This window comes from Pseudomonas sp. MF06569 (assembly GCF_059862735.1).
In genome coordinates this window covers 51,148-73,145 of sequence record NZ_JCBCUZ010000007.1, presented here as the reverse complement: position 1 = coordinate 73,145, position 21,998 = coordinate 51,148, and the positions used below count along the sequence as shown (strand labels likewise).

Here is a 21,998-nt window from a genome sequence, read left to right as displayed (position 1 = left end):
CGCGCCTTAAAACCTGAGCCCCGCCTTTGTGCGGGGCTTTTTGTTGGAGCTGGATATGACGCCCGTTTTTCGCATCGTCGCCGATGGCAGCGATATCACCCGGATGATCAACGACCGGCTGATTCTGTTGCGCACCTCGGACAAGCCCGGGATGGAGTCGGACGAGTTTGAGTTGCGCATTGATGACCGCGACAGCGCCGTGACGTTGCCGTCTCGCGGTGCCAGCATCGAAATCTATCTGGGCTATGCCGGGTCGACCTTGTCCCGGGAGGGTCGCTATGTGGTCGATGAGGTCGAAGTCTCCGGCCCGCCGGATACGCTGGTGATACGCGGCAAGGCCAGCGACATGCGTGGCAGCGGCAAGACGACCCGAAGCGGTAGCTGGGAGGGCGATAGCCTGGCCACCATTGTCAGCGCCGTGGCGCGGCGTAACGGCTGGGAGCCAGCCTGTACGGTGGCCACGATCGTGCCCCGGGCGGACCAGCTGGGGGAATCAGACTTCAATTTCATCACCCGGCTGGCCCGACAGCACGACTGCACGGCCAAGGTCGCAGACGGCAAGTTGATCGTGATGCCGCGTCAGGGCGGTATCACGGCCAGCGGCAAGACACTGGGTGTCGTGACCATCAACAAGACAGACGTCAGCCGCTACAGCTTTCGGCTGGGCGACCGATCGACCCACAAGGCCGTCAGCACCAAGTACCAGGACAAAGCCACCGGCAAACTGGCGGTGGTGAATCTGAACAACGACGACGCCCCGGACGGACTGCCGCCGGTGCATACCGATCGGCATATCCACCCGAACAAGACCGCCGCCGAGCAGGCCGCCAAGGCGCGCTTGGCTGCGTTCAACCGCTCGACTGCAGGTGTGCGGCTGGAAATGCCCGGACGCTCTGATCTGTTCGCAGAACGGATGATCAACGCACAGGGGTTCAAGGACGGGCTCGATGGTGAGTATCTGGTGGACTCCCGGGAACAGGTATTCACCCAATCCGGCTGGTCGACCACGATCGAGTGCAATGCCGGCAAGAAGGGTAAGGCCAAGGTCAAAGGCAAGAAGCCTGAAAAGACCCTGAAAATCGTTCAGCTCTAACCCGACGACCTTCACATCTGGACTCTTTTAAGGTGGTGATAAGCCCAGTCGTCAGCGGCGAATATGAATTTTTCGCTGAGTTAACGTGCTGGGAAAAGTCCCCGTATCGCCTCGAACTGCATACAGAGTCGCTCTGTAGATCGCAGTCAATCGAGAGCAGTGAAGATCACGTATCTTGCGATACGCCCACATCCATCCACGTTTAGAGGCCGTACTCATGACGTTGCTTCCGGGTAATTATTTTTGGAGTTGGAACAATATCAAATAGCCACTAACGAATGGTATAGCTCTAAATATTAAATATTTGTAAAAACTGGAGGCCTTATGCCTATTTCAAAGCAGCAATTGCTGCATATTTTTCCTAACGCCGGCCAGTCAGCCGGCGTTTTTGTGTCAGCACTAAACACCGCCATGAACCACTACCAGATCGTTGGTTTGAAACGCGTGGCGGCATTCGTTGCTCAGATCGGTCATGAGTCTGGCCAGCTCAAGTATGTGAAAGAGATATGGGGCCCAACCAAAGCGCAGGCCCGTTACGAGGGCAGGGCAGACTTGGGTAATACCGTGGCGGGTGACGGCTCCAAGTATCGCGGCCGTGGCCTGATTCAGATCACTGGTCGCGCCAACTACAAAGCGTGCGGCGAAGCGCTGGCCCTCGACTTGATCAATGAGCCAGAGCTGCTGGAGAAGCCGCAGCACGCTTGTATGTCGGCGGCATGGTTCTGGGCGAGCAGGGGTCTCAGCACCTTGGCCGACGCGGGCCAGTTCGACAAGATCACCCAGCGCATCAACGGTGGTCAGAATGGCGCGGCCGATCGGCAGGCGCTGTACGCCAAGGCGCTCAAGGTGTTGGCGTGAGTCCGGGGCGCTGGATAGGGATTGTACTGCTGATGTCCATTGCTTGTTTTTCCACATGGACAGTGAGCTCTTGGCGCTACGGCAAGCAACTGGCCGACCTGAGCATGTCATATCAAACCGACCTGATTACCATTTCCAACGCTGCCGCCGCTCAGGCACGGCAGGCAATAGAGAAACAGCAGGCCACTCAAAAGGCCCTGGCCGAACTCGACGCCAAAGCAACCAAGGAGAAGACGAGTGCTCTCGCTGAAAATGAAAGGCTGCATGCTGATGTTGCCGCTGGTGATCGCCGGCTGCGCATCGCAGGGCGTTGTAGTGCCAGTAGCGGCAATCTGCCCGATACTACCAGCACCGCCCGCCTGGATGATGGTGGAACCGTCGAACTCGCTGGAGTTGCTGGACGAACTGTTTTCGATATCAGGGCAAGGATCATCAAAGACCGGGCAGCCTTGAAGGGGTTGCAGGAGTATGTGTTGAGGGTGTGTCAGTGACCTACATTCGTGGTCGTAAAAATTAGCACGACCTCAATTCATGTAGAAAAAACGGAATAGGGCTTATCTGCCAACCAGCGCAAAAAGCAAAGCCCCGGAGGTTCGCGACTCCAGGGCTTCTATTTTCGCCTCCATCCCTTAATGTCGGACGAACGTGGCGCCGAGATTACCAGCGCTGAGCTGATTGTTCATTACTGCTATAGGCGGATTGTGTTCGGCCGGCATGACGGAGAGTCGCCCTCCGCTGAGCGGAGCTTTATCCATTCATGCGAAGCTGTTACAAATACTGTTCATAAGTACAGTATTTTAAAATGAAGCGCTACGTTGAAAACCCGCTTGCTGACTGGCAAGCCGCGAGCAAGCAACAATTCGACTTGGTTACCGACCCTGAGGGTCATTGGCGCAAGCTTGTAGATCTAGCGATGCTCGCTCATGAGCGCCGTCAGGTGCGCAGTGATGAGCTATCTGAAATGCTAGAGCTTGCTGACGCAGCCAGGCTTTGGGGATTAGTTGAGTGGGAGGAGGCTGACCGCGCCGGGCTATTTCTGGGTCATGTAATTGATCCCGACGATGTTTCTTTTTTCGCAAAAAGGGATAGGTGAACTTTGGCAGGAGGCCGGGGGAAGAGAGAATAGTGCGTCGGGGGAAATTCGGGGAATAGCTCATCATGGTAGAGCATCGTGGGGCGTCGTTGCAGCGAGCGCGAGATGCAAAGCCATGATTTCATAGGGCTTTTAGGAGCTATGCAAGCATGGGGTGCTAGGCTTCTAGGTGTATCTTTTTTGCTGAAACAAAGGGAGGTTGTTTGGTCGGCAGGACGCCGTAGGAAGAGTGAAAATCAGTTCCGATACTAGATGTTGAGGCCTTATAGAATGCAGTCTACAGAGGCGCTGAAAACAAAAAGTTTCGGAAAGGAAAATAGGCTCTAGGCCATGGCCCGTCGCGGTCTTTATACCGGTCTTGAAAACCGGCGAACGTTAATAGCGTTCCCAGGGTTCGAATCCCTGGTTTCCCGCCAAGATTCGATAAAAAAGGGCATACGCTAACGCGGTGCCCTTTTTTTTGTGCCTTCGTTTTAGTGAGTCTGATCCATTATCAAGGGGCAGCGACGCCGTTGCCCCTCGATTTGTTCGTACAGGCTGACCTGTGCCGCAGGCTTCAGCGGCACTCAGTGCCCGCGGTGGCTACGAATCAACTCATAGGCTCGACGAACCAGGGGGTTCAGGGTGTTGGGCCGAATCCACAGGTAGTAGGTGACGTCCGGCAGGCGGGGCAAACCATCGCTTTCACCCAGCACCCGCATATCCGGGCCCAGCATTTCCATGCTTCTGGCAGTGACGCCAAGGCCTGCCCGTGTTGCCGCCTTGATGCCGATCAGGTTCGATGCCAGGTAAGCCTGGCGCCAAGCAATGTTGGCGCTCTCCAGTGCCTCAAGGGCATATCGTCGATAGATGCTGGGCTCATCCACCAGAATCAACGGTATCGGCTCCCCGGGGGTGTGAAGGTACTGCGCGGAGCAAATCCACCATACAGGTGAGGTGCGCAGGGCAAAGCCTTCCAGGTTCGGGTCTTCGCGAGTGGAAATCACCATGTCCACCTTGCCCCGATGCAGGTCGTCCATCAGGAAAGGGCTTCTGCCGACGTCGATTTCCAGGCGCAAACGCGGCGCCGAGCGCGCGATGTGGCTCAGGATGGGGGGCAGGATGGTGTCCGCGATGTCATGGGGTGAGCCAATGCGCAGCACGCCGCTCAAGCTGCTTTCGCGCAAGGAATTCAGCGCATCATTGTTGAGCGAGAGCATCTGGCGGGCATGGCGTAGCAACTGCTGTCCGGCTTCCGTGAGCTGTTTTTGTCGGCCGCGCTTTTCAAACAGGCTAACCCCGACCTGTTGCTCCAGGCGTTGCATGTGCTGAGTGACCGACGATTGTGTGCGGGCCAGTTGCACGCCGGCCTCGGCAAAGCTGTGGTGGTCGACCACGGCAATGAAGGTGCGCAGTAACTCGAGATCCAGGGTCGACATGGAGGCTTTTTTTATATCAGGAGTGAGAACCTAAACATTACATATTTTTATGTGTTTGCACGAAGTTATTTCTTTGAATACTCACATTGGCCCGTAAATCCAGGCTTATAAGCATTTGTCTAAAAATTGAAACCGGCTCAGTTATAACGATATTAGATATTTGTATTTCCGTTACCTCCGTGCTGTACGCAGGATGTCCACTTATTGGATCGGGCTTTTCCCGGTCATTCATGAGGGGAAATCCATGTTGCTTGAGCGCGCGCCTGTAAGACGTCTATTGCCTGTACTGTTGGGCGCCCTGGTCTCATTGGCGGCCAGCACCGCTGTCCAGGCTGACGCGACACTGGACAAGATCGAGCAGCGTCATGTGTTGGCCGTTGGCGTGCTGCTGTCAGGCGGCCCCTTTGGCGGGATAGACCCGAGCACTCAGAAGCCGCGCGGCTTGAACGTTGAACTCGCTCAGGAACTGGGTCGGCAGTTGAATGTTGAAGTGCAACTGGTGCCGGTATTACCTGCCAACCGTGTGCAATTTCTACAGCAGGGCAAAGTGGACTTGCTGATCGCCAACATGGAATGGACGCCAGAGCGCGGCGAAATCCTCGGGTTTGTACCGACACCGTTTTACCGGGTTGGCGGTACCGCCGCGGTGCTCAAGGACAGCAAGATCACTCGTTGGGAAGACCTGAAGGGGCAACCCGTCTGCACCTCTCAAGGCAGCAGCTACATCAAGCCGCTGACCGAGTTGGGCGTTGAGTTGAAGGCGTTCAAAAGTTCATCCGAATCCTTGTTGGCACTGCGTGGCAGTAACTGCGTTGCGGCGGTACATGACGCCACACTGATCAACCCGTTAATCGCCGACAACCCCGAATGGCAAGGCTATCGTGCCCTAAGTCCGGAGCTCAACCCGGCACCGTCCGTGATCTGGACGCGTCGTGGTGAAAGCGACACCCAGGCCAGGCTTGACCCGATCGTCAAGGAGCTGCACCGCAGCGGCTGGTTGATCGAAGCCCAGACCCGCAATCACATCACCCCCGCGTCACCTGCACTGGTCGAATTGCAAAAGCAGTTCCAGGGCGACGGCGCCTGATTCCCCCTCATCGTATTTAACAGGTCGCCGCATTGCGGCTGCTCTCCAAGGTAGTTGCCCATGAGTCATTGGCTGGAGCTTTTCGTCCACTGGGCCGCCGGGTTTGGTCTGAACTACAACTTTCTGCTGGATGCCTATCAGCGGGGCACCCTTGTGCAAGGGGCGTTGACCACGGTGTGGTTGTGCCTGTTTACCATCATCGGCAGTTTGCTCGCCGGGGTTGGACTGGCGGCCATGCTGACATCGGGCAACCCGTGGCTGGCAAAACCTGCGCGGGTGTTCGTCGAAGTCACCCGCAACACGCCGACTCTGGTGCAGCTGTATTGCGCCTTCCTCGTGTTGAACATGTTGCTGACCCAGGCGGTCGGTGCGGCGAACCCGCTGACGCCCTTTGCCTGGGTGGTGATCGTGATCTCGCTGCACAAGGGGGCCTTTCATGCAGAGGCCCTGCGTGCGGGCATCGAAGCTGTGCCGGCAGTGACGCTGGAAGCCGCCAGTTCGTTGGCATTCAGCAGCCGCCAGTTGCTATGGCACGTGCAGTTGCCGTTGGCCCTGCGCTTCGCATTGCCGTCGTTGATCAACAACCTGATCGACCTGGTAAAGATGACCGCCGTCGCCTCGGCAATTGCCGTCGGCGACATCACCTACGCGTCGATCATGATCTGGACGCAGAGCGATAACGTATTGGAACTGATGATCCTGATCCTGAGCTTTTTTGGTCTGCTGAGTTTTATCGTCAATGGAGTGGGGCGCTATCTGGAAGCGCGCCTGAGGATGCCCGGCTATGGCCATTGAATCGTCTGTCACTGCATCAGTGGCCTGGTCGCGACGGCATTTGGGCACGCTGCTGCTGTTGCTCGGCGCCGTATTCTGGCTGTTGTGGTTTACCCCGCAAAGCCCGGTGTTGAAAGCACTTGTGCAATGGTCGCCAGCCTTGGCTGCGGGCTTTGGCCAGAACATTCTGATCAGCCTGGTCGCCATCACGCTGGGTTCAGTGCTGGGGTTGCTGGTGGGGGCGTTGGCCTTGTCGCCATTGTGGGTGCTGCGAAAGCCTGCGCGAATCTGGGTGCACGTTTTTCGCAATGCGCCCTGGCTGGTGCTGATCTATTTCACCACTTATGTATTCCCGTTCGAGATCAAGATCGGGAGCGCCTACCTTCCGTTTCCGGACTGGGTCAAGGTAACGATCGGGCTGGCCTTGCCGGCCAGTGCCAACGTCGCTGAAATCTTCCGCGGCGCCATTGCTTCGATCCCGAGCACGCAGTGGGAAGCAGCGCGATCCCTGGCGTTTACACGCTGGCAGATTTTCAGCTCGATCATTCTGCCCCAGTGCTTCAAGCGCATGTTGCCGCCGTGGATGAACCTGTATGCGGTGATCACCATGGGCACGGCGCTGGCCTCGCTTGTGGGCGTGCACGACGTGATCGATACCGCCCAGATTGCCAGTAACACCGTGAACATGACCGGCTTCACCGTGGTGGTTTACCTGAGTCTGCTGGTGATGTTCTTTGCATATTGCTATCCGATTTCCCGTCTCACCCAGCGCCTGGAGCGACGTTATGCCTTCTATTGAAACCGTCGCCGAGCCTCTGGTCAGCCTGCGCGATGTACACCTGTCGTTTGGCGGTAACCCGGTGCTCAAGGGCATTGATCTGGACGTGTATCGAGGTCAGGCGGTGTCGATCATCGGCCCATCGGGGTCTGGCAAATCGACCATCCTGCGCTGCATCACCGGGCTGTTGCAGCCCCAGCGCGGCACCCTGCGCGTCGGTGCCGCCGAGGTACACACGATGGCCCAGGAACCGCAGCGCATCGAGTTGCGCAAGCGCGTGGGGTTTGTCTTTCAACAGTACAACTTGTTCCCGCATCTATCAGTGCTGGAGAACCTGGTGATCGCGCCACGCAAAGTGCTGGGGCGCAGTCGCGCCGATGCCGAAAAAGACGCCCGCGCCTTGCTGGCCAAAGTGCGCATGGAGCACAAGGCCGATGCCTATCCGGGACAACTGTCCGGGGGCCAGCAACAGCGCGTGGCAATTGCCCGGGCCCTGGCGATGCGCCCGGAACTGATCCTGTTCGATGAAGTGACCTCTGCCCTCGATCCTGAAACCGTCGGCGAAGTACTGACGGTGATTCGCGAGTTGACCGAAGAGGGCATGACGTGCGTGTTGGTCACCCATGAGATGCGTTTCGCCGAAGAGATCAGTGACATTGTTTACTTCACCGAAAACGGCGTGATCGTCGAGCACGGCAGCGCCGAACAGATTTTTCAACGCCCAGCCAGCGTGCGCACCCAGGCATTCCTGCGGCATGCCTTGGGCGATCCGGGACGCCGTCCCGTCGTTGCCAACGATCCGTACCTGCTGACCAACCTGGGTCGCTACAGCTTGTCTGTCTAATAACGAGGAGCCTGCCAATGAGTACCGAAAACCGTGCCGCCATCATCGAGGATTTCCTGAAGAAAATCCGTGTCATTAACCAATCCGGTGTCGACCGTTCTGCACTGGTGCACATCGTTACCCTGCTCGAGGCACTGGCCGAGCGTCGTGATCTGTTCAATTTCGATGAATTCCCGGCACCGGTGCCGGGGCAGGGTACCACCGCGTTTCGCTACCGCCTGAATGACGATGGCGACACCCCAACGCTGTACCTGAACTCGTTGTTGCCAGGCAAAAGCACGATTGCTCACAACCATGAAACCTGGGCAATCATCAGCGCTGTTGAAGGCCAGGAGATCAACTACGTGTATGGCCGTGACGACGAAGGTCGCGAGCCAGGGTTCACGACATTGCACCTGCAGCAGGAAGTGGTCGTGCAACCTGGCACGTCGATTTCGTTTCTGGGCGACGACCTGCACGGCATTCGCGTCGAAGGCGAGCAGGCGACCCTGCATTTCCATCTCTACGGTTTGCCGCTGGAGTCGCTCAATGGTCGCTACGGCGTCGAGGCCGACGGGCGCATTCTCAATTACAACGCCTCGCAAATGGCGCCGTCGATCAAGGCCTATGCATAAGCGCTTTGCGGCGCATCCATCATTTTTTAACGGAATTCCCATGAGCCAGACCGTAACCCCGGGACACTTGCAGCAGTGGCTGTTCGACGGGCAGGAAATCGCCCTGTTTGATGTGCGCGAGCATGGCCAGTATGGAGAGGCCCATCTGTTTTTCGGGGTCAACCTGCCGTACAGCCGATTGGAACTGGAGGTCCGGCGACTGGCGCCCAACCTGCAGGTGCGACTGGTGATCTACGACCAGAACGGCAGCGATGTTGCGGCACGTTCAGCCCGGCGCCTCCAGGCGTTGGGGTATGAACGCGTACACGTGCTTCAGGGCGGTGCCGATGGCTGGCAGGCAGCTGGTTATCAGTTGTTTGCCGGGGTGCATGTACCGTCCAAGGCATTTGGCGAATTGGTCGAACAGGTCAGCCATACGCCCCATGTCACCGCACAACAACTGGCCGACTGGCAAAGCCGGGGCGAGCCTTTGGTGCTACTCGACGGTCGTCCGTTCGATGAATACCGAAAAATGACCATTCCGGGTTCTGTGTGCTGCCCGAACGGTGAGTTGGGGTATCGCATCCATGACCTGGTGGCGGACGAAAAAACACCGATCGTGGTCAACTGCGCCGGGCGAACCCGCAGCATCATCGGCGCACAAACCCTCATCAATCTGGGGGTGAAGAATCCGGTCTATGCCCTGGAAAACGGCACTCAGGGTTGGGATCTTGAAGACTTTGAGCTGGAGCACGGCAGCCGCCGTCGCTATGCCGATGGGGTGTCCACGGCATCATTGCCTGTGCAGCGGCTGGCCGCTTCGCAACTGGCGGAACGGGCGGGGGTGAAAACGGTAGCCGCGGTCCAGGTTGAGCAGTGGGCTGCGGATGCGCGGCGCAGCCTGTTCCTGTGTGATGTGCGCACTGCAGAGGAGTTTGCCGCGGGCAGCCTGACCGGCGCGCAACATACGCCGGGCGGACAGCTGATTCAATCGACCGACCTGTATATCGGTGTGCGCCAGGCGCGGGTGGTGCTGATTGACAGCGATGGCGTACGTGCGCCGATTGTTGCGAGCTGGCTGCGCCAGTCGGGCCATGAGGTGTATCTGCTGGCAGAGGGCGTGAACAGCGGTCTGGCGTTACCCGAAGGCGATGTGGTCGGCCATGAGGCGCTGCCATTGATCTCGGCGCAGGCACTGGCGGATGCACTGAAAGACAAGGCGGTTGCGTTGATCGACCTGCGTGCGAGCAGTGCCTATCGCAAAGGCCATATTGCCGGTTCACGCTGGTCGATCCGCTCGTTGCTTGCGCAGCATGTGGCGGGTGAACAGCGACCGGTTGTGCTGTTGGCTGATCAAGCGCAACTCGCTGCGTTAGCCGCCCGTGAATTGCCCGAAGCCCTGCGTGCGCACGTGCAATTGCTGGACGGCGGACTCGAGGCCTGGCGTGCAGCAGGATTCGCCGTGGAGGAAAGCCCGGACAGTCCAACCGATGATCAATGCATCGATTTTCTGTTCTTCACCCATGATCGCCACACGGGCAACAAGGATGCGGCGCGCCAGTACCTTGCCTGGGAAATCGGTCTGCTGGCGCAAATGAGCGCCGACGAAATCGCCAGCCTCAATCCTTTGCAGCCGACAGTACGTCCAGATGAACGGGTGCGCACGCGCTTGGTGCATGCGGCACGGGCCCAGGGTATCGGCGGGCGGGCGGTCAATGTGCCGGTCACTCGTCTGAGCACCGTACTGTTCGATAACCTGGCACAGATGCGTGACGCCCGGGCCCGGCGCGATCATGAGCGCGTGCTCAGCTACGGTGCTCGCGGCAACCCGACGGCGTTCGCCCTCGAAGACCTGGTCACTGAGCTGGAGGGGGGGTACCGCACGCGGTTGTTCGGTACCGGCCTGGCGGCTGTGGCGCAGGTGTTTGTGGCGTACCTGCGGCCCGGTGATCATGTGCTGATTACCGATGCGGTGTACGCGCCGGTGCGGCGTCTGGCGCGGGAGTTTCTCCAGCCTTTCGGTATTGAGGTCAGCTATTTCGCTGCGAACGGCCACGACCTTGAGGCTCAACTGCAAGCCAACACCAAAATGATCTACACCGAAGTGCCAGGCTCATTGCTGTATGAACTGTGCGATTTGCCGGCCATTGTGGCGCTGTGCAAAAAGCGCGGCATCCTGGTGGCCGTCGACAACACCTGGGGCTCGGGTTATCTGTACCGACCGCTGGCGCTTGGCGCAGACATCTCGATCATGGCGCTGACCAAGTACCTGAGCGGTCATAGCGACGTGCTCATGGGCAGTGTCTGCACCCGTGAAGAGGCATGGCCGGCACTCGCTTCAATGAGCGACAACTTTGGAGCAACGGTCAGCCCCGATGATGCCTACCTGGTCCTGCGCGGCGCTCGAACCCTGGCGCCCCGACTGGAAGTGCATGAGCGCCAGGCCCTGGAAGTCGCCCATTGGTTGCAGGCGCAACCGCAGGTGAAACGTGTGTTCCATCCGGCTTTGCCCGATCATCCTGATCATGCTTGTTGGAAGCGGGATTTCACGGGCAGCAATGGCTTGCTGTCTTTTGAGCTGAACGACACGGACACCGCCTGTGTTGAACGCTTCATTGATGCGCTGCAGGTGTTCGGGTTGGGGGCTTCCTGGGGCGGTTTTGAAAGTCTGATTACCGTAGCCGATACACAAGATCGCAACAGTGCGGCTGATCGCTCACTGAACCCTGTGTTGCGCTTGCATATCGGGCTGGAGGATGTCGCCGCCTTGATCGAGGATCTGCAGCGCGGGTTTGCGGCTTTGGAGAAGGGTAGGGGCAAGCCTTTGGACGAGCTTTCGCGCCGATAAAAACGTTAAGGCAGTGTTTTCGAGGAGCAAAGGCACAACGGTTTGGCCTGATTAGCTATGCTCAATCCCTGGCTTGGGCTACCGAGGCATTTTTAGACCAAAAAGGGGAGCGATATGAAAACTAAAATCCATAAGAAACACATATTTGTCATTGTTCTGGTCGTGTTTGCCGTGTTCAGTTTTTTGATGACTAACTGGGATCAGTCATTGTGAATCGTCTGGAGTCAGTAGCCTTTACAGTCACTCAAAGGTGTTTGGTGCCTGGCTGACTCTAGCCAAGAAAGACGCCGCTCTCTCATGATGAGGTCGGCGGCGTTTTTCCTTAAAGTTCATGCCGTAACGGTGCAAGGCGGGGGGACATGCCCAGAGCTTGCCGGTTGTAAGTTGTGTTGGCGTCCGGGGTGTCATGGGAGCATCAGGTGCCATTTTCTAGCCCGCAGTTGCATGAAATGCTCACACGCTGCAGGTATCAGGCTAGACAATCGAATCAATATCGAAATTGAAGGGTGTTCCCGGAATGCGGACTCCGATAATGGCTGCTATCGCCCGCTCATCATCGCCGGCTGCTGGCGGAGCCATTGCCAGTTGTTCCTCCTTACGGTTCTCTGCATGAGCTTTCCAGCGAGGCAAATCCTCATCAGTCAGTTTGGGTAGTCCCGCGAACACGCCATACACATCGGCCTCACTGACACGGCTAACCCGTAACTCGCTCAGCCGCGTGCGCGTGATCTCTATGTTGCGAAACTCTTGTTGAAGAGCGGCCATCGCCGCGGCTTGATTACGGACATATTTGTCGGAGCTCGCCGCCAGGCGGCTCTCCAGGGTGAGTACTTGCCGCTTGGCATTGGTTAATGCCTCATCCACCTGCTCAAACTCATCAATAGTCACCAATGAGCGATTGGACTCCTGAGCATCCTGCCAGCGGCGCAGGCTGGCCCAGCAGTTGGGAATGTAGCTGACGACCATTTTGTGGTGGGCATTATCAATCACTTGTCGCAAGAATGAGCCACGGGAGGGCAGGCCGTCGGTTGCCTTCAGCGCTACGGCACAACCGTGGTCGTTGATGGTGCTGCACCCCGGCTTCCAGAGGATCGAGGACATGATGCCCGCGTTAAAGTAGACCGGCATGAAGTGTCGCAGTGTGCCGTGGTGAGCGTAGGGCTCACCGGTCATGTTGACCATGCCCAGTACCAGCGATGCCACCCCGATAGCCGGGTTCAACACGGTAACGACACCCTGTGCCATGTACTCCCGCTGGGTGGACGTATTCATCCATGTCGATGGAACGCTGGGCACCGGGTCGTTGTGGTTAACTATGCGGTGGTGAACCAGCGGCTTGGCCCCCTCTACGAAGACCTTGTCACCGGCCCGGGGGGCGCCATAGGTGTAAAGCACGATGTCATAAGTGAAATCCGGTCGACGTCGTAGCATTTCAGACACGATCAAGGCAATCGCCCCGCCCAGGCTGTGCCCGGTGATAACCAGTTTTTGTCCGCTGTAAAACTTGTCCAGGTAACGAGTGACAAAAAGGTAGGCCACCTTGGCCGCACCATAAAATCCGTTGTGCACCTTGCCAGGTGAATCGCCAAAGGGCACCTGAGTCGCATCCATGTCGCGCAAGGCATCAGCCACACTGGCGGTGCCCCGGATCGAGAGAAGAATCAGCGCATCATGGTGAGTGATGAAGGCTTGGGTATCGGTGCCACCGTCATGTGCACGATCATCAAACCAGTGAATAGTCGCCGGATTTTCCTGCTTTTCCCCCAGGCTTGGGCTATTAACCTGCGGGTAGAGTTCCGGGTCGAAGGGCACCACCTCCAGGCGTCTGGAGTACGGCACCTCCTCATACAACGGGTAATACGCCTTCCCCCCGGCCTGCGCGGCATCCACCTGCCAAAGCTCGTCAAATTTTGCTAACGCGTCAGCAAACCAATTGCCGATGCTCGGCTTTAGCGGAAAGCTCACTGTGTCGGTTTCTACCGGATGATCGATGGGCTGCTGGGCAAAGTCGCTGTAACTCAGTGTCGACATCAGCGCCAGTTGGTAGAGGTTGAGCGCGCAGAAATCGTTGCTGGGTGACAGCATTGGGCGCAGGGCGCGCAGAGGGCGCACCTCCAGCACGCTGTGCCTGTTCGGCATCAGCGGAACGCCGAAACGTTTCGCTAGCTCAGGTTTGTAACCAGCACTTCCTTTGATAGGTAGCGGTCGAAACAGCTTAAAGACATGGAAGTTGGGAGGGGAATGGCGTGCGGCCAACGGCGGCAGGTGTGCGCCGTGCTCTACGAGTTCTCGTACCTCTACCTGATAAAATGCTCCCACATTGGTCTTGTCTTGTGCAGGATTGGATTGAGTGCGAAGACCGGACTTATTGGAGAAGCGAGTTTTCTCGGCTCGCACCTGTAGTTCGGTGATGGGTAGGGGGTAGTGATCTCTTCCACTTAAAACTGTGTAGGTTTTCTCGCGTCCCTGATAGGGCTGATTCAGCGTCAGCACCACAGGGCCGCAGTAGTGGTTTTCCACTTTCCCGGAGCCTGTCACATCCAGCTTGCCGGTGTAGATAATGTCTTCGTAGTCGATGATCTGATAGGTCAGCCCGGCATAAGGTTGTCCATCACCAAACTCGTCCACTAACTGAAAACTGGTCGAGTGTTCCCGTAAAGGGCAAGCGTGAATTGTGCCATCCATGGATGACCTGTCACGTTCTGGCAGTGCAGGTATCATGGGGTCACCTCCTTGTTTTCGGTACAACCGGGGTAAATGGTGCAGGTGTCGCGGCCATCCGGCATGCGGAAGGTGCTGAAGTCTTTGTAATTGCCATAGCAAAAGGCATATTGGTCTTCAAAATTGTCTCCCATACAGCGTTTCCATCCACCGGGCACCTTGACCCAGGTGTCCTTCATGTAAGGTCTTTCCTCATCGGCCAACTTGATTTTCAGTTTCACGGTTTTGCCTGGTAGCTGATCAAGGGTGTACGCGGCGAACGGACGACCTTTGGTGACATTGCCCTGGGCATCGGTGTTTTTGCAGAAGAGGATTTTTACAATACGACGCAAGCCTCCCGAGGTCCGGAAAGTCCACTGGCACTGCCCCGAAATCTGGCTTTCGCCAGCAGCATTGAAGGAGCCTTTGTCGCGAGCGTCGAGATAATCGCGCACCGCGATAAACCCGGAATCTCCGCCGGAGTCACCAAAATCTTTGCCATATACCCCATTGATCTCAAGGTCTATGCCATTCAGCACCAACTCACAGCCTTTGCGGGTGAGGTGTATTTCAATCTCTACATCGGGCTTGTATTCAGACCACCATTCGCGATTGAACTGCTGTTTCACATTGTTATACCTGCCCAGGTTGCAAGATTGACCGGGGACAGGTACGTAGGTCACTTTCGCGACATAGGCAAAGCCCGGTGGCATGTCGGCGGTCAGGGTAAAAGTGTCGGACTTCCCTGTGGCTGAGCAGCCGCCAGTCAGGGCCAGGCAACTGCCAAGAATTAAACGGTGAATAACGCGTTTCATACGGGGCCATCTCCCTGCCAATACAGCGCTTGCTAATAAACCCGGTCAAAGTGCATCGCCGGAGTTTCGTTTGGCCGGGGTAGCCAGTTTTTGGGTGGGTTGGAATCCGGCGCCTGCAAGCTTTGCATCAGCAAAAAGTGAATGCTGTCGGGTCCCTGCCAGCCCCAGGTGTGCGCCAGGTCGAGCTGGCCCCGTAGCCAGGCATCAATGTCTTGTTCTCGGGCCAGATCGAGCAGCGTGTCGAAGTGCTCGCGGACCAGGTAACGGCGCGTATTGTCGAACTGTATGCCCATGAAGGTTTCGTCAGGCGTAGGGATATGGCACCAGGCGGGGTCTGTGGGCAGGGGATGAATACCGGGATCAGGGTTGTCGGTAACAGTCCACTGCTCAGCCTGCCAATAACACACGCTGGTCATGAGGCCGAGGTAGTCCGCACGCTGCTCGGGTTGCAGGTAGGCCAGTGCACGCCCCAGTACGCGGTTATCGTGAAAGCGATAAAGCGCTTGGTTCGGCCGCTCACCGGTCACCAGACGCTTCTGCCAATGGGCGGTCAACGCATCGAGGTCAGCGCTTGCGGCGCTGGCAAGCCAGCCCCAATGACGGTCCGGTGTCTTGAGCAGGGCCTGAAGGGTCGGATGCTCAACCGCGTCCAACCGGAAGAGGCAGGGAGCAACGTTCGCCAATGAATCAGCAGGTGTTCCCCTGTACAGATTGCGGTAGTGATCGACGCCCAGTTCACTGACCAACCCATTGCGCTCGTCAAGTTGGCCATCTGAATCCAGTACCAGGTAAAGGTGTCGTCCCTGCCGGGTTTGCTCTTGCAACCATTGTTCAAGGGTAATCATGCACGTTCTCCAGTGTTGCATAGACCATCACGACAGGCCTCGCACAGTGGGCATTTGTCCGCCGCTTTCTGTTTGACGGCGGCCAAGATGGACAGCGGACTAGCGATAATCGATTGCGGTGCGCTGGCCAGCGCCTGGGCCGCTTGCAGCGAAGGAACACCCGCCACGGGCGCGCCCCCCTGAACAATGTCCACGCTGCTTAAAATGCCGCCTGCAGTGATGAGGATGTGTTGACCACCGGCCTGGAGCGTCAGGCTCATGCCGGCATTGATCACCACATTGGCGGCGCAGACAGGCGCATCAGGTGGCGTTGCTGACCGCGAGTCGCGCAGCGGTGCGCGGCACGCTGGAGCACTTCTCGCCAGAACAGTTGACCTTGCGTTTCGAACGCGACAACAAGCCGATCCTCGCCACTTCTGGCAGTCGCTGGAGAGCCTTCGGGCGTTATCACCAGGCCCTGCGTCAGGACGATGACTGGAGCGAGCGCCTGTTGGCACGTGACTTTGCCCAAGCCTACGAAGAGCAGGTCCGCTTGATTTCCACCCTTTACACCGACCACCAAGGATGACCCGCATGGCTCGCTGCGCGACCGTTTTTTTCAAGATGCTGACTGCATTCGTGGCTCTGGCGCTGATGGCCGGTTGCTCGTCAATGTCGCCGTATTCCAACGTGACCAAACTCAACCTGAAGCTCACCGCCAGCGATCAGCTGAACCCTGACCTCAACGGTCGTCCGTCGCCGATTGTCGTCCGTCTGTTTGAGCTCAAGCACCCGGTGGCGTTCGAGAACGCGGACTTCTTCAGCCTGTACGAGCGCGCCAAGGAGTCCCTGGCTCCAGACATGGTTGCGACTGAGGAGCTGGAGCTACGTCCGGGCGAAACCGTCGAACTCAAACTTAGCGTCGAGGAGGGTACCTGATGCTGAACATGGAGGATCGTCGCGACGCGCCGTGGCTCAAGGACTGGGTCGCTAGCCAATGGTCTCAACGTTACACCGGCAATACCGCTGTACAAAACGGATTGAACAGCCACTTCGAGCGCTTGCTGAAGCAGCCGTTTATCTATCCGCTAAATGATCAGCTAGTGGCTCAGGCGCGTCAGGTTTTACGCAGCGAGTCCCTGGCCAACGTCGTGTATCGGATGCTGCGCGAGCAGGCCCGTGATCTGCCGGACTACCGTTTCAGCCAACACCTAGGCCCACAGGGGGCGTTGTTTGTGGGCACTGATTACGTGATTCCGGGGTTTTACACCCAACAAGGTTATGAGCAGTATTTTTCGGTTCAGGGCTCGATGCTGGTCACTGAGATCCTGAGTGACAACTGGGTACTGGGTGAAAGCTCGGGTATCAGTGGTATGGATTTGCGTCGCCTGTTGGTCGAACTCGAGCAACTGTATTTTCGCGACTACGCCAACTACTGGGGTGAAGCGGTGGGCCGGATCGCGCTGGCGGCCATTAACGATTTTAGTGACGGCGCCGAGCAGTTGGCGGGTCTGACATCTGCCAACTCACCGATCCTGCAACTGTTGGTTCAAGTGCGTGAAAACACCCGATTCCCAGTGGTCGCCGATACGGTAGATGACGCCGCCGATGCGGCAGGGAAACCGGTACAAAAGGGCAGTAAGCTCGGAAAACTGGCGGTCGCTACGGCGGGCAAGGCGTCAGACGCCTTGGTGAAAAAGCTTCCGGATACCGCGAGGAAATCCTTGCAAAGTCGCTTTGAGTCGCTGCACCGCTTACTCGACGACAACAACGGCCCAACCGCTGACCTGATCCCGGCCATGACCGCCCTCAATGAGCTGCAAATGCAGATGGCCAGTCTGGCCCGTTCCAGCTCGCCGGAGCAGGCCGCGTTCGAAGTGGCCAAGATCCGCATGGGTGGCCAGCGTGATGCGCTGAGCAACCTGCGCACTGCGTCTGGACGTCTGCCGCGGCCTGTAGGCGTGTGGTTCAACGTATTGGCTGAAGACACCTGGCGCCTGGTACTCAGCGACGCCTATCGATATTTGAATCAGCGCTATCAGAGTGAGTTGTACAGCTTTTACGCCAAGGCGATCAGCAAGCGCTACCCGTTTAGCGCCCACAGCGCCAGTGACGTGGCAATCAGCGACTTTCGCGAGTTTTTCAAGGCCCAAGGGATTGCCGACCAGTTCTTCGACAGCTACCTGCGTGCGTTTGTCAGCGGTGATCCGGGTCACTATCGCATGCGCAGCGTCGATGGTCAGAGTCTGCCGATTTCCAAGGTCTACCTTGATCAGATGGCCGCCGCGCGGGTTATCCGGCAGAGCTTCTTCGCCGACAATCCGGCCGAGCCTCAGGTGCAGTTCAAACTGGAGCCGTACACCCTCGACCCGGCTGTCAGCCGTTCGGCGCTCAGGTTTGGCGACACGACCATTGAATACCGTCATGGCCCGATAGTACCGGTGTCGTTCAAATGGCCAACCGACGCTGAAGACGGGCGTGCCAGTCTGGTGCTCGACAAAATGGTCGGCCGCCCGCTGGGGATCGAGAAGAACACCGGCCCTTGGTCGTTGTTCCGTCTGTTTGATTTGATGCAGACCGAATACCTGACCGGCCGTGACGTGCTGGTGCTCAAGGCTGACGTAGGAGGCCTGCGCGCCAATTACTTGTTAACAAGTCAACGCGCGCCAAACCCTTTCGACACGGGCGTGTTGCGCACCTTCCGCCTGCCGGTGCAACTCTGATGCGGGTGGCCAGTCCCTGGCGCAGCGTTGCGCGCACCGATGCAGGCAAGGTTCGGGCGCGCAACGAAGATGCTTTCCTGGACGCTGCGCAGCAAGGGTTGTGGGTGGTTGCGGACGGCATGGGAGGGCATCAGAAAGGCAATATCGCTAGCCAGTTGATCGTCGACAGCCTGGCGCAATTGCCGGTGCTGGATGATTTCGATGAACGACTCAAAGGTATTCGTCAGTGCCTGCACTGGCTCAACCGCCGATTGAGTCAGGAGTTGACGGTCACTGCTGGGTGTCACGACAGCATCATGGGCAGCACCGTGGTGGCGCTGTTGGTAGAAGGCAGCCGCGCGGCCTGCATCTGGGCCGGTGATAGCCGCTGCTACCTGTGGCGTGGCCAGCGTTTGTATCAGCTGTCCAAAGACCATTCGCTGCAACAGCAACTGATCGACGAGCAACACATGAGCGTCGAGCAGGCCAAGGACCATCCGGCAGCTCATGCTCTGACCCGCGCTGTAGGCGCTGCCGAGCAACTGACTCTGGATGTGCTGGAACTGGAGGTGTATCCCGGCGATGCGTTTTTGCTCTGCAGCGATGGGTTGTATCAAGGACTTGGCAGCGATGCACTCGGCAATGCCTTGAGCCTCACCGCCCCGCAAGTTGCGCTGGAGCGATTGTTTGACGGCGCATTGCGGGGCTCGGCTCGGGACAACCTGACAGCTGTAGTGATCCGCCAATGACGGAACACATGCAACCGATCAGCGACCTGCTGGAGAGCGAAGAGCAGGGCAGCAGGCTGACCTGCTTTGCGTTCGCGAAATCGTACAACGCTGACGCTGCGCTGGCGCCAACCAAGGCCAGTACCGGTGAACTACCCGAGGTGCTGGCAGGCCGTTACCGCATCGAGCGTCTGCTCGGTGCCGGCGGTATGGGCGCTGTTTACCGTGCACGGGACTTGCTGAGAGAACAGTTCGGCGATCCCGACCCTTACGTCGCGCTGAAAGTGCTCAGCGAAGAATTTGCCGAGTCGCCGGACGCCAGCGCGCTGCTCTACAACGAGTTCGCCCTGACCCGGTGCCTGCGCCACGACAACGTACTGCGTTTGTACACCTTTGAAGTGGACACGGACTGCCAACGAGCATTTGTCACCATGGAATTCATGCGTGGCCTGACCCTGGATAACTTGCTCTGCGATCGCCCCCTGGGCCTGCCGTGGAAGGAGTTGCACGACATCGTGCTGCCGTTGCTCGATGCATTGGCCTACTCCCATGCCCGCGGCGTGCTGCATGGTGATATGCAGCCGAGCAACGTGATGCTCAGCGAAGAAGGCGTGCGGCTGTTTGACTTCGGACTCGGCCAGGCGCAGAAGGGCATCCTCCCCGGTCTGCCGCACTTGAGCCGCGAGCGCTTCAATGGCTGGACGCCGGGCTATGCGGCCCCGGAACTACTAGAGGGCCAAGCGCTGTCGGCCAGTGCCGATGTGTACGGCGTGGCCTGCGTGATCTACGAGCTGGCGCAGGGCAAGCACCCTTTTCGCCGAGTTCCCTCGAATCACGCCCGCAATCAGCATCTGGAGCGCGAGCTACAAGCGCCTGAGAACATGCCGAAACACTGCTGGTCAGCCCTGCGAACGGCGCTGGCTTTCGATGTGGCAGATCGAACGATCACTGCCAAGCAATTGCGTGATGCTTTCTCTGTCAATTCATCCTGGCTGCAGCGCTTGATTCATTGGCGCAACTGATCTCTATGGGCGCTTGGCAGAGTCAGCGTTTGAAATCCGTCAGCTCTCGGATGAGGTGATCGGGTCCTGGCTGGTCTCGGCAGCCAGCTTCAGCCGGTCAGCTTTGCTGATGTACTTGACCTTGTTTTTCGGTGCCAGCTTGGCACTGGCTTTCTTGGCGTGAGCCTTCAATAGCTGCGTTATTTTCTTGCGACGGTTCATGTCTTCTACTCGGCGTGTAAGTGCTGTTCCACACGGGCGTTGATGGACGCTATGGAGCGGCGTTCTGTAACGACAATTGTCAGTTATTTTTGCAAGGAACGCTCAGTAAATGACGCGTATTTTTTCACTTGGCTTGATTCGAGGGATGGCAGGCCTTAGGCCTCACGCTGCGAGAGTGCGCGCCTGGGGATTTTTGTCGAAATTGGCTAAGTGTTTGATTTGTAAAAGCATACTTGTTTCATAATGTTTCGAGTGTTTTTGCGGTCATTTTCGCCATGTTCTGTATTTATGTGCTGTAAGTTCATGGTTTTTGCGGATTTTGCTCCGTATTTTGTGACTTATATGGTGAAAAGAACTGCTCAACACTTCCTATACTGCGCTCGGCGTCTGCGTACCTGCACCGTTCGAAAAAGCACGATGTTTTTTTGAGCAGCCATGGAGATAGTCGCTCTGCGGAAAGGATAGGGCATTAATGGCCTCACTTTTCCCGTGCACCTAATAAGTCTAAGAATGAGAAAAGTGTAATGAATAAACAGTCGGTCCAGATTGCTCTTGCATACATGTCTGTCGTCATTGGCGGTGGCTTCGCTTCCGGGCAGGAGGTGCTACAGTTTTTCACCGGCTATGGGTTGATAGGCATCGTAGGCACTCTGGTGAGCGGTTTGATGTTCGCATTCCTCGGCATGCAGATCGCTCGATTGAGTTCGAAGATGCAAGCGAACTCCCACAAAGAAGTTCTCTACATCCTGTTTGGCGCTCGTCTGGGGTGGGTTGTTGATGTCGTGCTGTCCTTCTTCCTGTACGGCGTCGGAGTGGTGATGCTGGCGGGTAGCGGTTCGATCTTTGCCCAGCAATACGACCTGTCTCCATTGTTTGGCGGTGCACTGATGGCTGTACTGGTGATCGCTACCCTGTGCATGAACGTCAAACGCATCATTGATTTGATCAGCGCGGTGATGCCTTTCCTGCTGGCGATGGTGTTGATCATCACCACCTACTCGATTTTCAGCTACAACGCCCCGATCGAGACTCTCGATGCAGTGGCCCGCGAAAACAACGAGACGGTCACTGGCAACTGGTTTGTCGGCGCATTGTTGTACGCATCGTTCAATATCGCCGTTGGCTTCCCGATGCTGGCTGTGATTGGCGGCATGACCAAGCAGCCCAAGGCTGCTGCACTCGGCGGCGTACTCGGCGGCCTGGGGTTGGGTGCGCTGATCCTGCTGTTGAATATCGGCCTGTTTGCCAACATCAACCAGTTGCAGGGCATTGAAATGCCATCCCTGGCACTGGCGGGGCGCATCTCGCCAATCCTTTCGGTGGTGATGTCGGTGGCGCTGGTATGTATGGTCTACAGCACGGCGGTGGGGATGTTCTTTGCGTTCAGCGCACGTTTCTCCAAGCCTGAAACGAGTCGCTTCAAAATGATCAGTGCAGTGACGGTGTGCGTGGGGCTGGGCCTGAGCCTGGGCGGCTTCAGCAAGTTGGTAGGCACTGTCTACCCGCTGCTGGGCTACGTCGGTTTCGCCCTGATCCTCGCCATCTGTTTCAACTGGGTGCGTGGTCGTTCCATTGCCAAGGCGCAAAAAGCCGCCCTGGACGCCGTGTCCTGATCTTGCT

19 protein-coding genes and 3 pseudogenes are annotated in these 21,998 nt (G+C 57.6%); 16 read left to right on the top strand and 6 right to left on the bottom strand.

The genetic code is table 11. The annotated features are described in order from the left end of the window. The first annotated feature begins 55 nt into the window (after window positions 1-55). From AC19YQ_RS09435 to AC19YQ_RS09420, 4 genes are all read left to right on the top strand, one after another. Complete coding sequence (locus tag AC19YQ_RS09435) at window positions 56-1,093, top strand: phage late control D family protein (protein ID WP_500594994.1); 1,038 nt, start codon at window positions 56-58, stop codon at window positions 1,091-1,093. Window positions 1,094-1,417: 324 nt separating this feature from the next. Continuing rightward, entirely contained in the window at window positions 1,418-1,951 is a 534-nt protein-coding gene (locus tag AC19YQ_RS09430) for a glycoside hydrolase family 19 protein (RefSeq protein ID WP_237148513.1), read from the top strand. Then, on the top strand, window positions 1,948-2,442 hold the full coding sequence (locus AC19YQ_RS09425; RefSeq protein WP_237148514.1) for a lysis protein: 495 nt from the start codon (window positions 1,948-1,950) through the stop codon (window positions 2,440-2,442). Before AC19YQ_RS09430 ends, AC19YQ_RS09425 begins: the two co-directional genes overlap by 4 nt. Before the next feature lie 311 nt (window positions 2,443-2,753). After that, a complete protein-coding gene (locus AC19YQ_RS09420; protein ID WP_409497622.1) occupies window positions 2,754-3,044 on the top strand; it encodes a hypothetical protein in 291 nt (96 codons plus the stop codon). 566 nt (window positions 3,045-3,610) lie between these two features. Here AC19YQ_RS09420 and AC19YQ_RS09415 read toward each other — a convergent pair. Further along, a complete protein-coding gene (locus tag AC19YQ_RS09415; protein WP_219261046.1) occupies window positions 3,611-4,462 on the bottom strand; it encodes a LysR substrate-binding domain-containing protein in 852 nt (283 codons plus the stop codon). A gap of 244 nt (window positions 4,463-4,706) precedes the next feature. Between AC19YQ_RS09415 and AC19YQ_RS09410 the strand changes: the two genes are divergently transcribed. From AC19YQ_RS09410 to metC, 6 genes are read left to right on the top strand one after another with little or no spacing between them, the layout of a single operon-like run. Then, complete coding sequence (locus AC19YQ_RS09410) at window positions 4,707-5,549, top strand: transporter substrate-binding domain-containing protein (protein ID WP_133076097.1); 843 nt, start codon at window positions 4,707-4,709, stop codon at window positions 5,547-5,549. Window positions 5,550-5,609: 60 nt separating this feature from the next. Beyond that, entirely contained in the window at window positions 5,610-6,344 is a 735-nt protein-coding gene (locus AC19YQ_RS09405; protein WP_339478181.1) for an amino acid ABC transporter permease, read from the top strand. Continuing rightward, entirely contained in the window at window positions 6,334-7,122 is a 789-nt protein-coding gene (locus AC19YQ_RS09400) for an amino acid ABC transporter permease (RefSeq protein ID WP_500594993.1), read from the top strand. Before AC19YQ_RS09405 ends, AC19YQ_RS09400 begins: the two co-directional genes overlap by 11 nt. Then, window positions 7,109-7,945, top strand: coding sequence for an amino acid ABC transporter ATP-binding protein (locus AC19YQ_RS09395; protein ID WP_500594992.1), 837 nt, complete (start codon window positions 7,109-7,111; stop codon window positions 7,943-7,945). Before AC19YQ_RS09400 ends, AC19YQ_RS09395 begins: the two co-directional genes overlap by 14 nt. A gap of 17 nt (window positions 7,946-7,962) precedes the next feature. Then, window positions 7,963-8,559, top strand: a complete 597-nt coding sequence (locus AC19YQ_RS09390) for a cysteine dioxygenase family protein (protein ID WP_500594991.1) — start codon at window positions 7,963-7,965, stop codon at window positions 8,557-8,559. Window positions 8,560-8,599: 40 nt separating this feature from the next. Then, entirely contained in the window at window positions 8,600-11,386 is a 2,787-nt protein-coding gene (metC, locus tag AC19YQ_RS09385) for a cystathionine beta-lyase (protein ID WP_500594990.1), read from the top strand. 474 nt (window positions 11,387-11,860) lie between these two features. Here the strand turns inward: metC and AC19YQ_RS09380 are convergent, their stop codons facing one another. Genes AC19YQ_RS09380 through AC19YQ_RS09365 form a run of 4 tightly spaced genes read right to left on the bottom strand, consistent with a single transcriptional unit; the run spans window position 11,861 to window position 16,006 of the window. Beyond that, window positions 11,861-14,107, bottom strand: coding sequence for a lipase family protein (locus AC19YQ_RS09380; protein ID WP_500594989.1), 2,247 nt, complete (start codon window positions 14,105-14,107; stop codon window positions 11,861-11,863). Continuing rightward, window positions 14,104-14,901, bottom strand: a complete 798-nt coding sequence (locus AC19YQ_RS09375; RefSeq protein ID WP_500594988.1) for a hypothetical protein — start codon at window positions 14,899-14,901, stop codon at window positions 14,104-14,106. Before AC19YQ_RS09375 ends, AC19YQ_RS09380 begins: the two co-directional genes overlap by 4 nt. A 32-nt stretch (window positions 14,902-14,933) precedes the next feature. Continuing rightward, window positions 14,934-15,746, bottom strand: a complete 813-nt coding sequence (locus AC19YQ_RS09370) for a DUF4123 domain-containing protein (RefSeq protein WP_500594987.1) — start codon at window positions 15,744-15,746, stop codon at window positions 14,934-14,936. Then, window positions 15,743-16,006 (bottom strand): hypothetical protein, encoded by a 264-nt coding sequence (locus tag AC19YQ_RS09365; RefSeq protein WP_500594986.1) that lies wholly within the window; start codon window positions 16,004-16,006, stop codon window positions 15,743-15,745. The genes AC19YQ_RS09370 and AC19YQ_RS09365 overlap by 4 nt, the downstream gene beginning before the upstream one ends. A gap of 20 nt (window positions 16,007-16,026) precedes the next feature. Here AC19YQ_RS09365 and AC19YQ_RS09360 point away from each other — a divergent pair. From AC19YQ_RS09360 to AC19YQ_RS09340, 5 genes and pseudogenes are all read left to right on the top strand, one after another. Next, window positions 16,027-16,314 (top strand): annotated as a pseudogene (locus AC19YQ_RS09360) (type VI secretion system-associated FHA domain protein); the annotation flags it as partial. A 5-nt stretch (window positions 16,315-16,319) separates the two neighbouring features. Continuing rightward, a pseudogene (gene tssJ, locus AC19YQ_RS09355) lies at window positions 16,320-16,661 on the top strand (type VI secretion system lipoprotein TssJ); the annotation flags it as partial. Continuing rightward, window positions 16,658-18,448, top strand: a pseudogene (tssM, locus tag AC19YQ_RS09350) (type VI secretion system membrane subunit TssM); the annotation flags it as partial. The pseudogenes tssJ and tssM, both read left to right, overlap by 4 nt. Continuing rightward, window positions 18,448-19,176 (top strand): PP2C family protein-serine/threonine phosphatase, encoded by a 729-nt coding sequence (locus AC19YQ_RS09345; RefSeq protein ID WP_500594984.1) that lies wholly within the window; start codon window positions 18,448-18,450, stop codon window positions 19,174-19,176. The pseudogene tssM and the gene AC19YQ_RS09345, both read left to right, overlap by 1 nt. Further along, window positions 19,173-20,177: a serine/threonine-protein kinase gene (locus AC19YQ_RS09340; protein ID WP_500594983.1), complete on the top strand. Its 1,005-nt coding sequence runs from the start codon at window positions 19,173-19,175 to the stop codon at window positions 20,175-20,177. Before AC19YQ_RS09345 ends, AC19YQ_RS09340 begins: the two co-directional genes overlap by 4 nt. A gap of 39 nt (window positions 20,178-20,216) precedes the next feature. Here AC19YQ_RS09340 and AC19YQ_RS09335 read toward each other — a convergent pair whose 3' ends face one another. Beyond that, a complete protein-coding gene (locus AC19YQ_RS09335) occupies window positions 20,217-20,378 on the bottom strand; it encodes a DUF2986 domain-containing protein (RefSeq protein ID WP_133076105.1) in 162 nt (53 codons plus the stop codon). 524 nt (window positions 20,379-20,902) lie between these two features. On the opposite strand from AC19YQ_RS09335, the gene AC19YQ_RS09330 reads away from it, so the two are divergent. Continuing rightward, entirely contained in the window at window positions 20,903-21,991 is a 1,089-nt protein-coding gene (locus AC19YQ_RS09330) for a YkvI family membrane protein (RefSeq protein WP_219261060.1), read from the top strand. The last annotated feature ends 7 nt before the right edge of the window (window positions 21,992-21,998 follow it).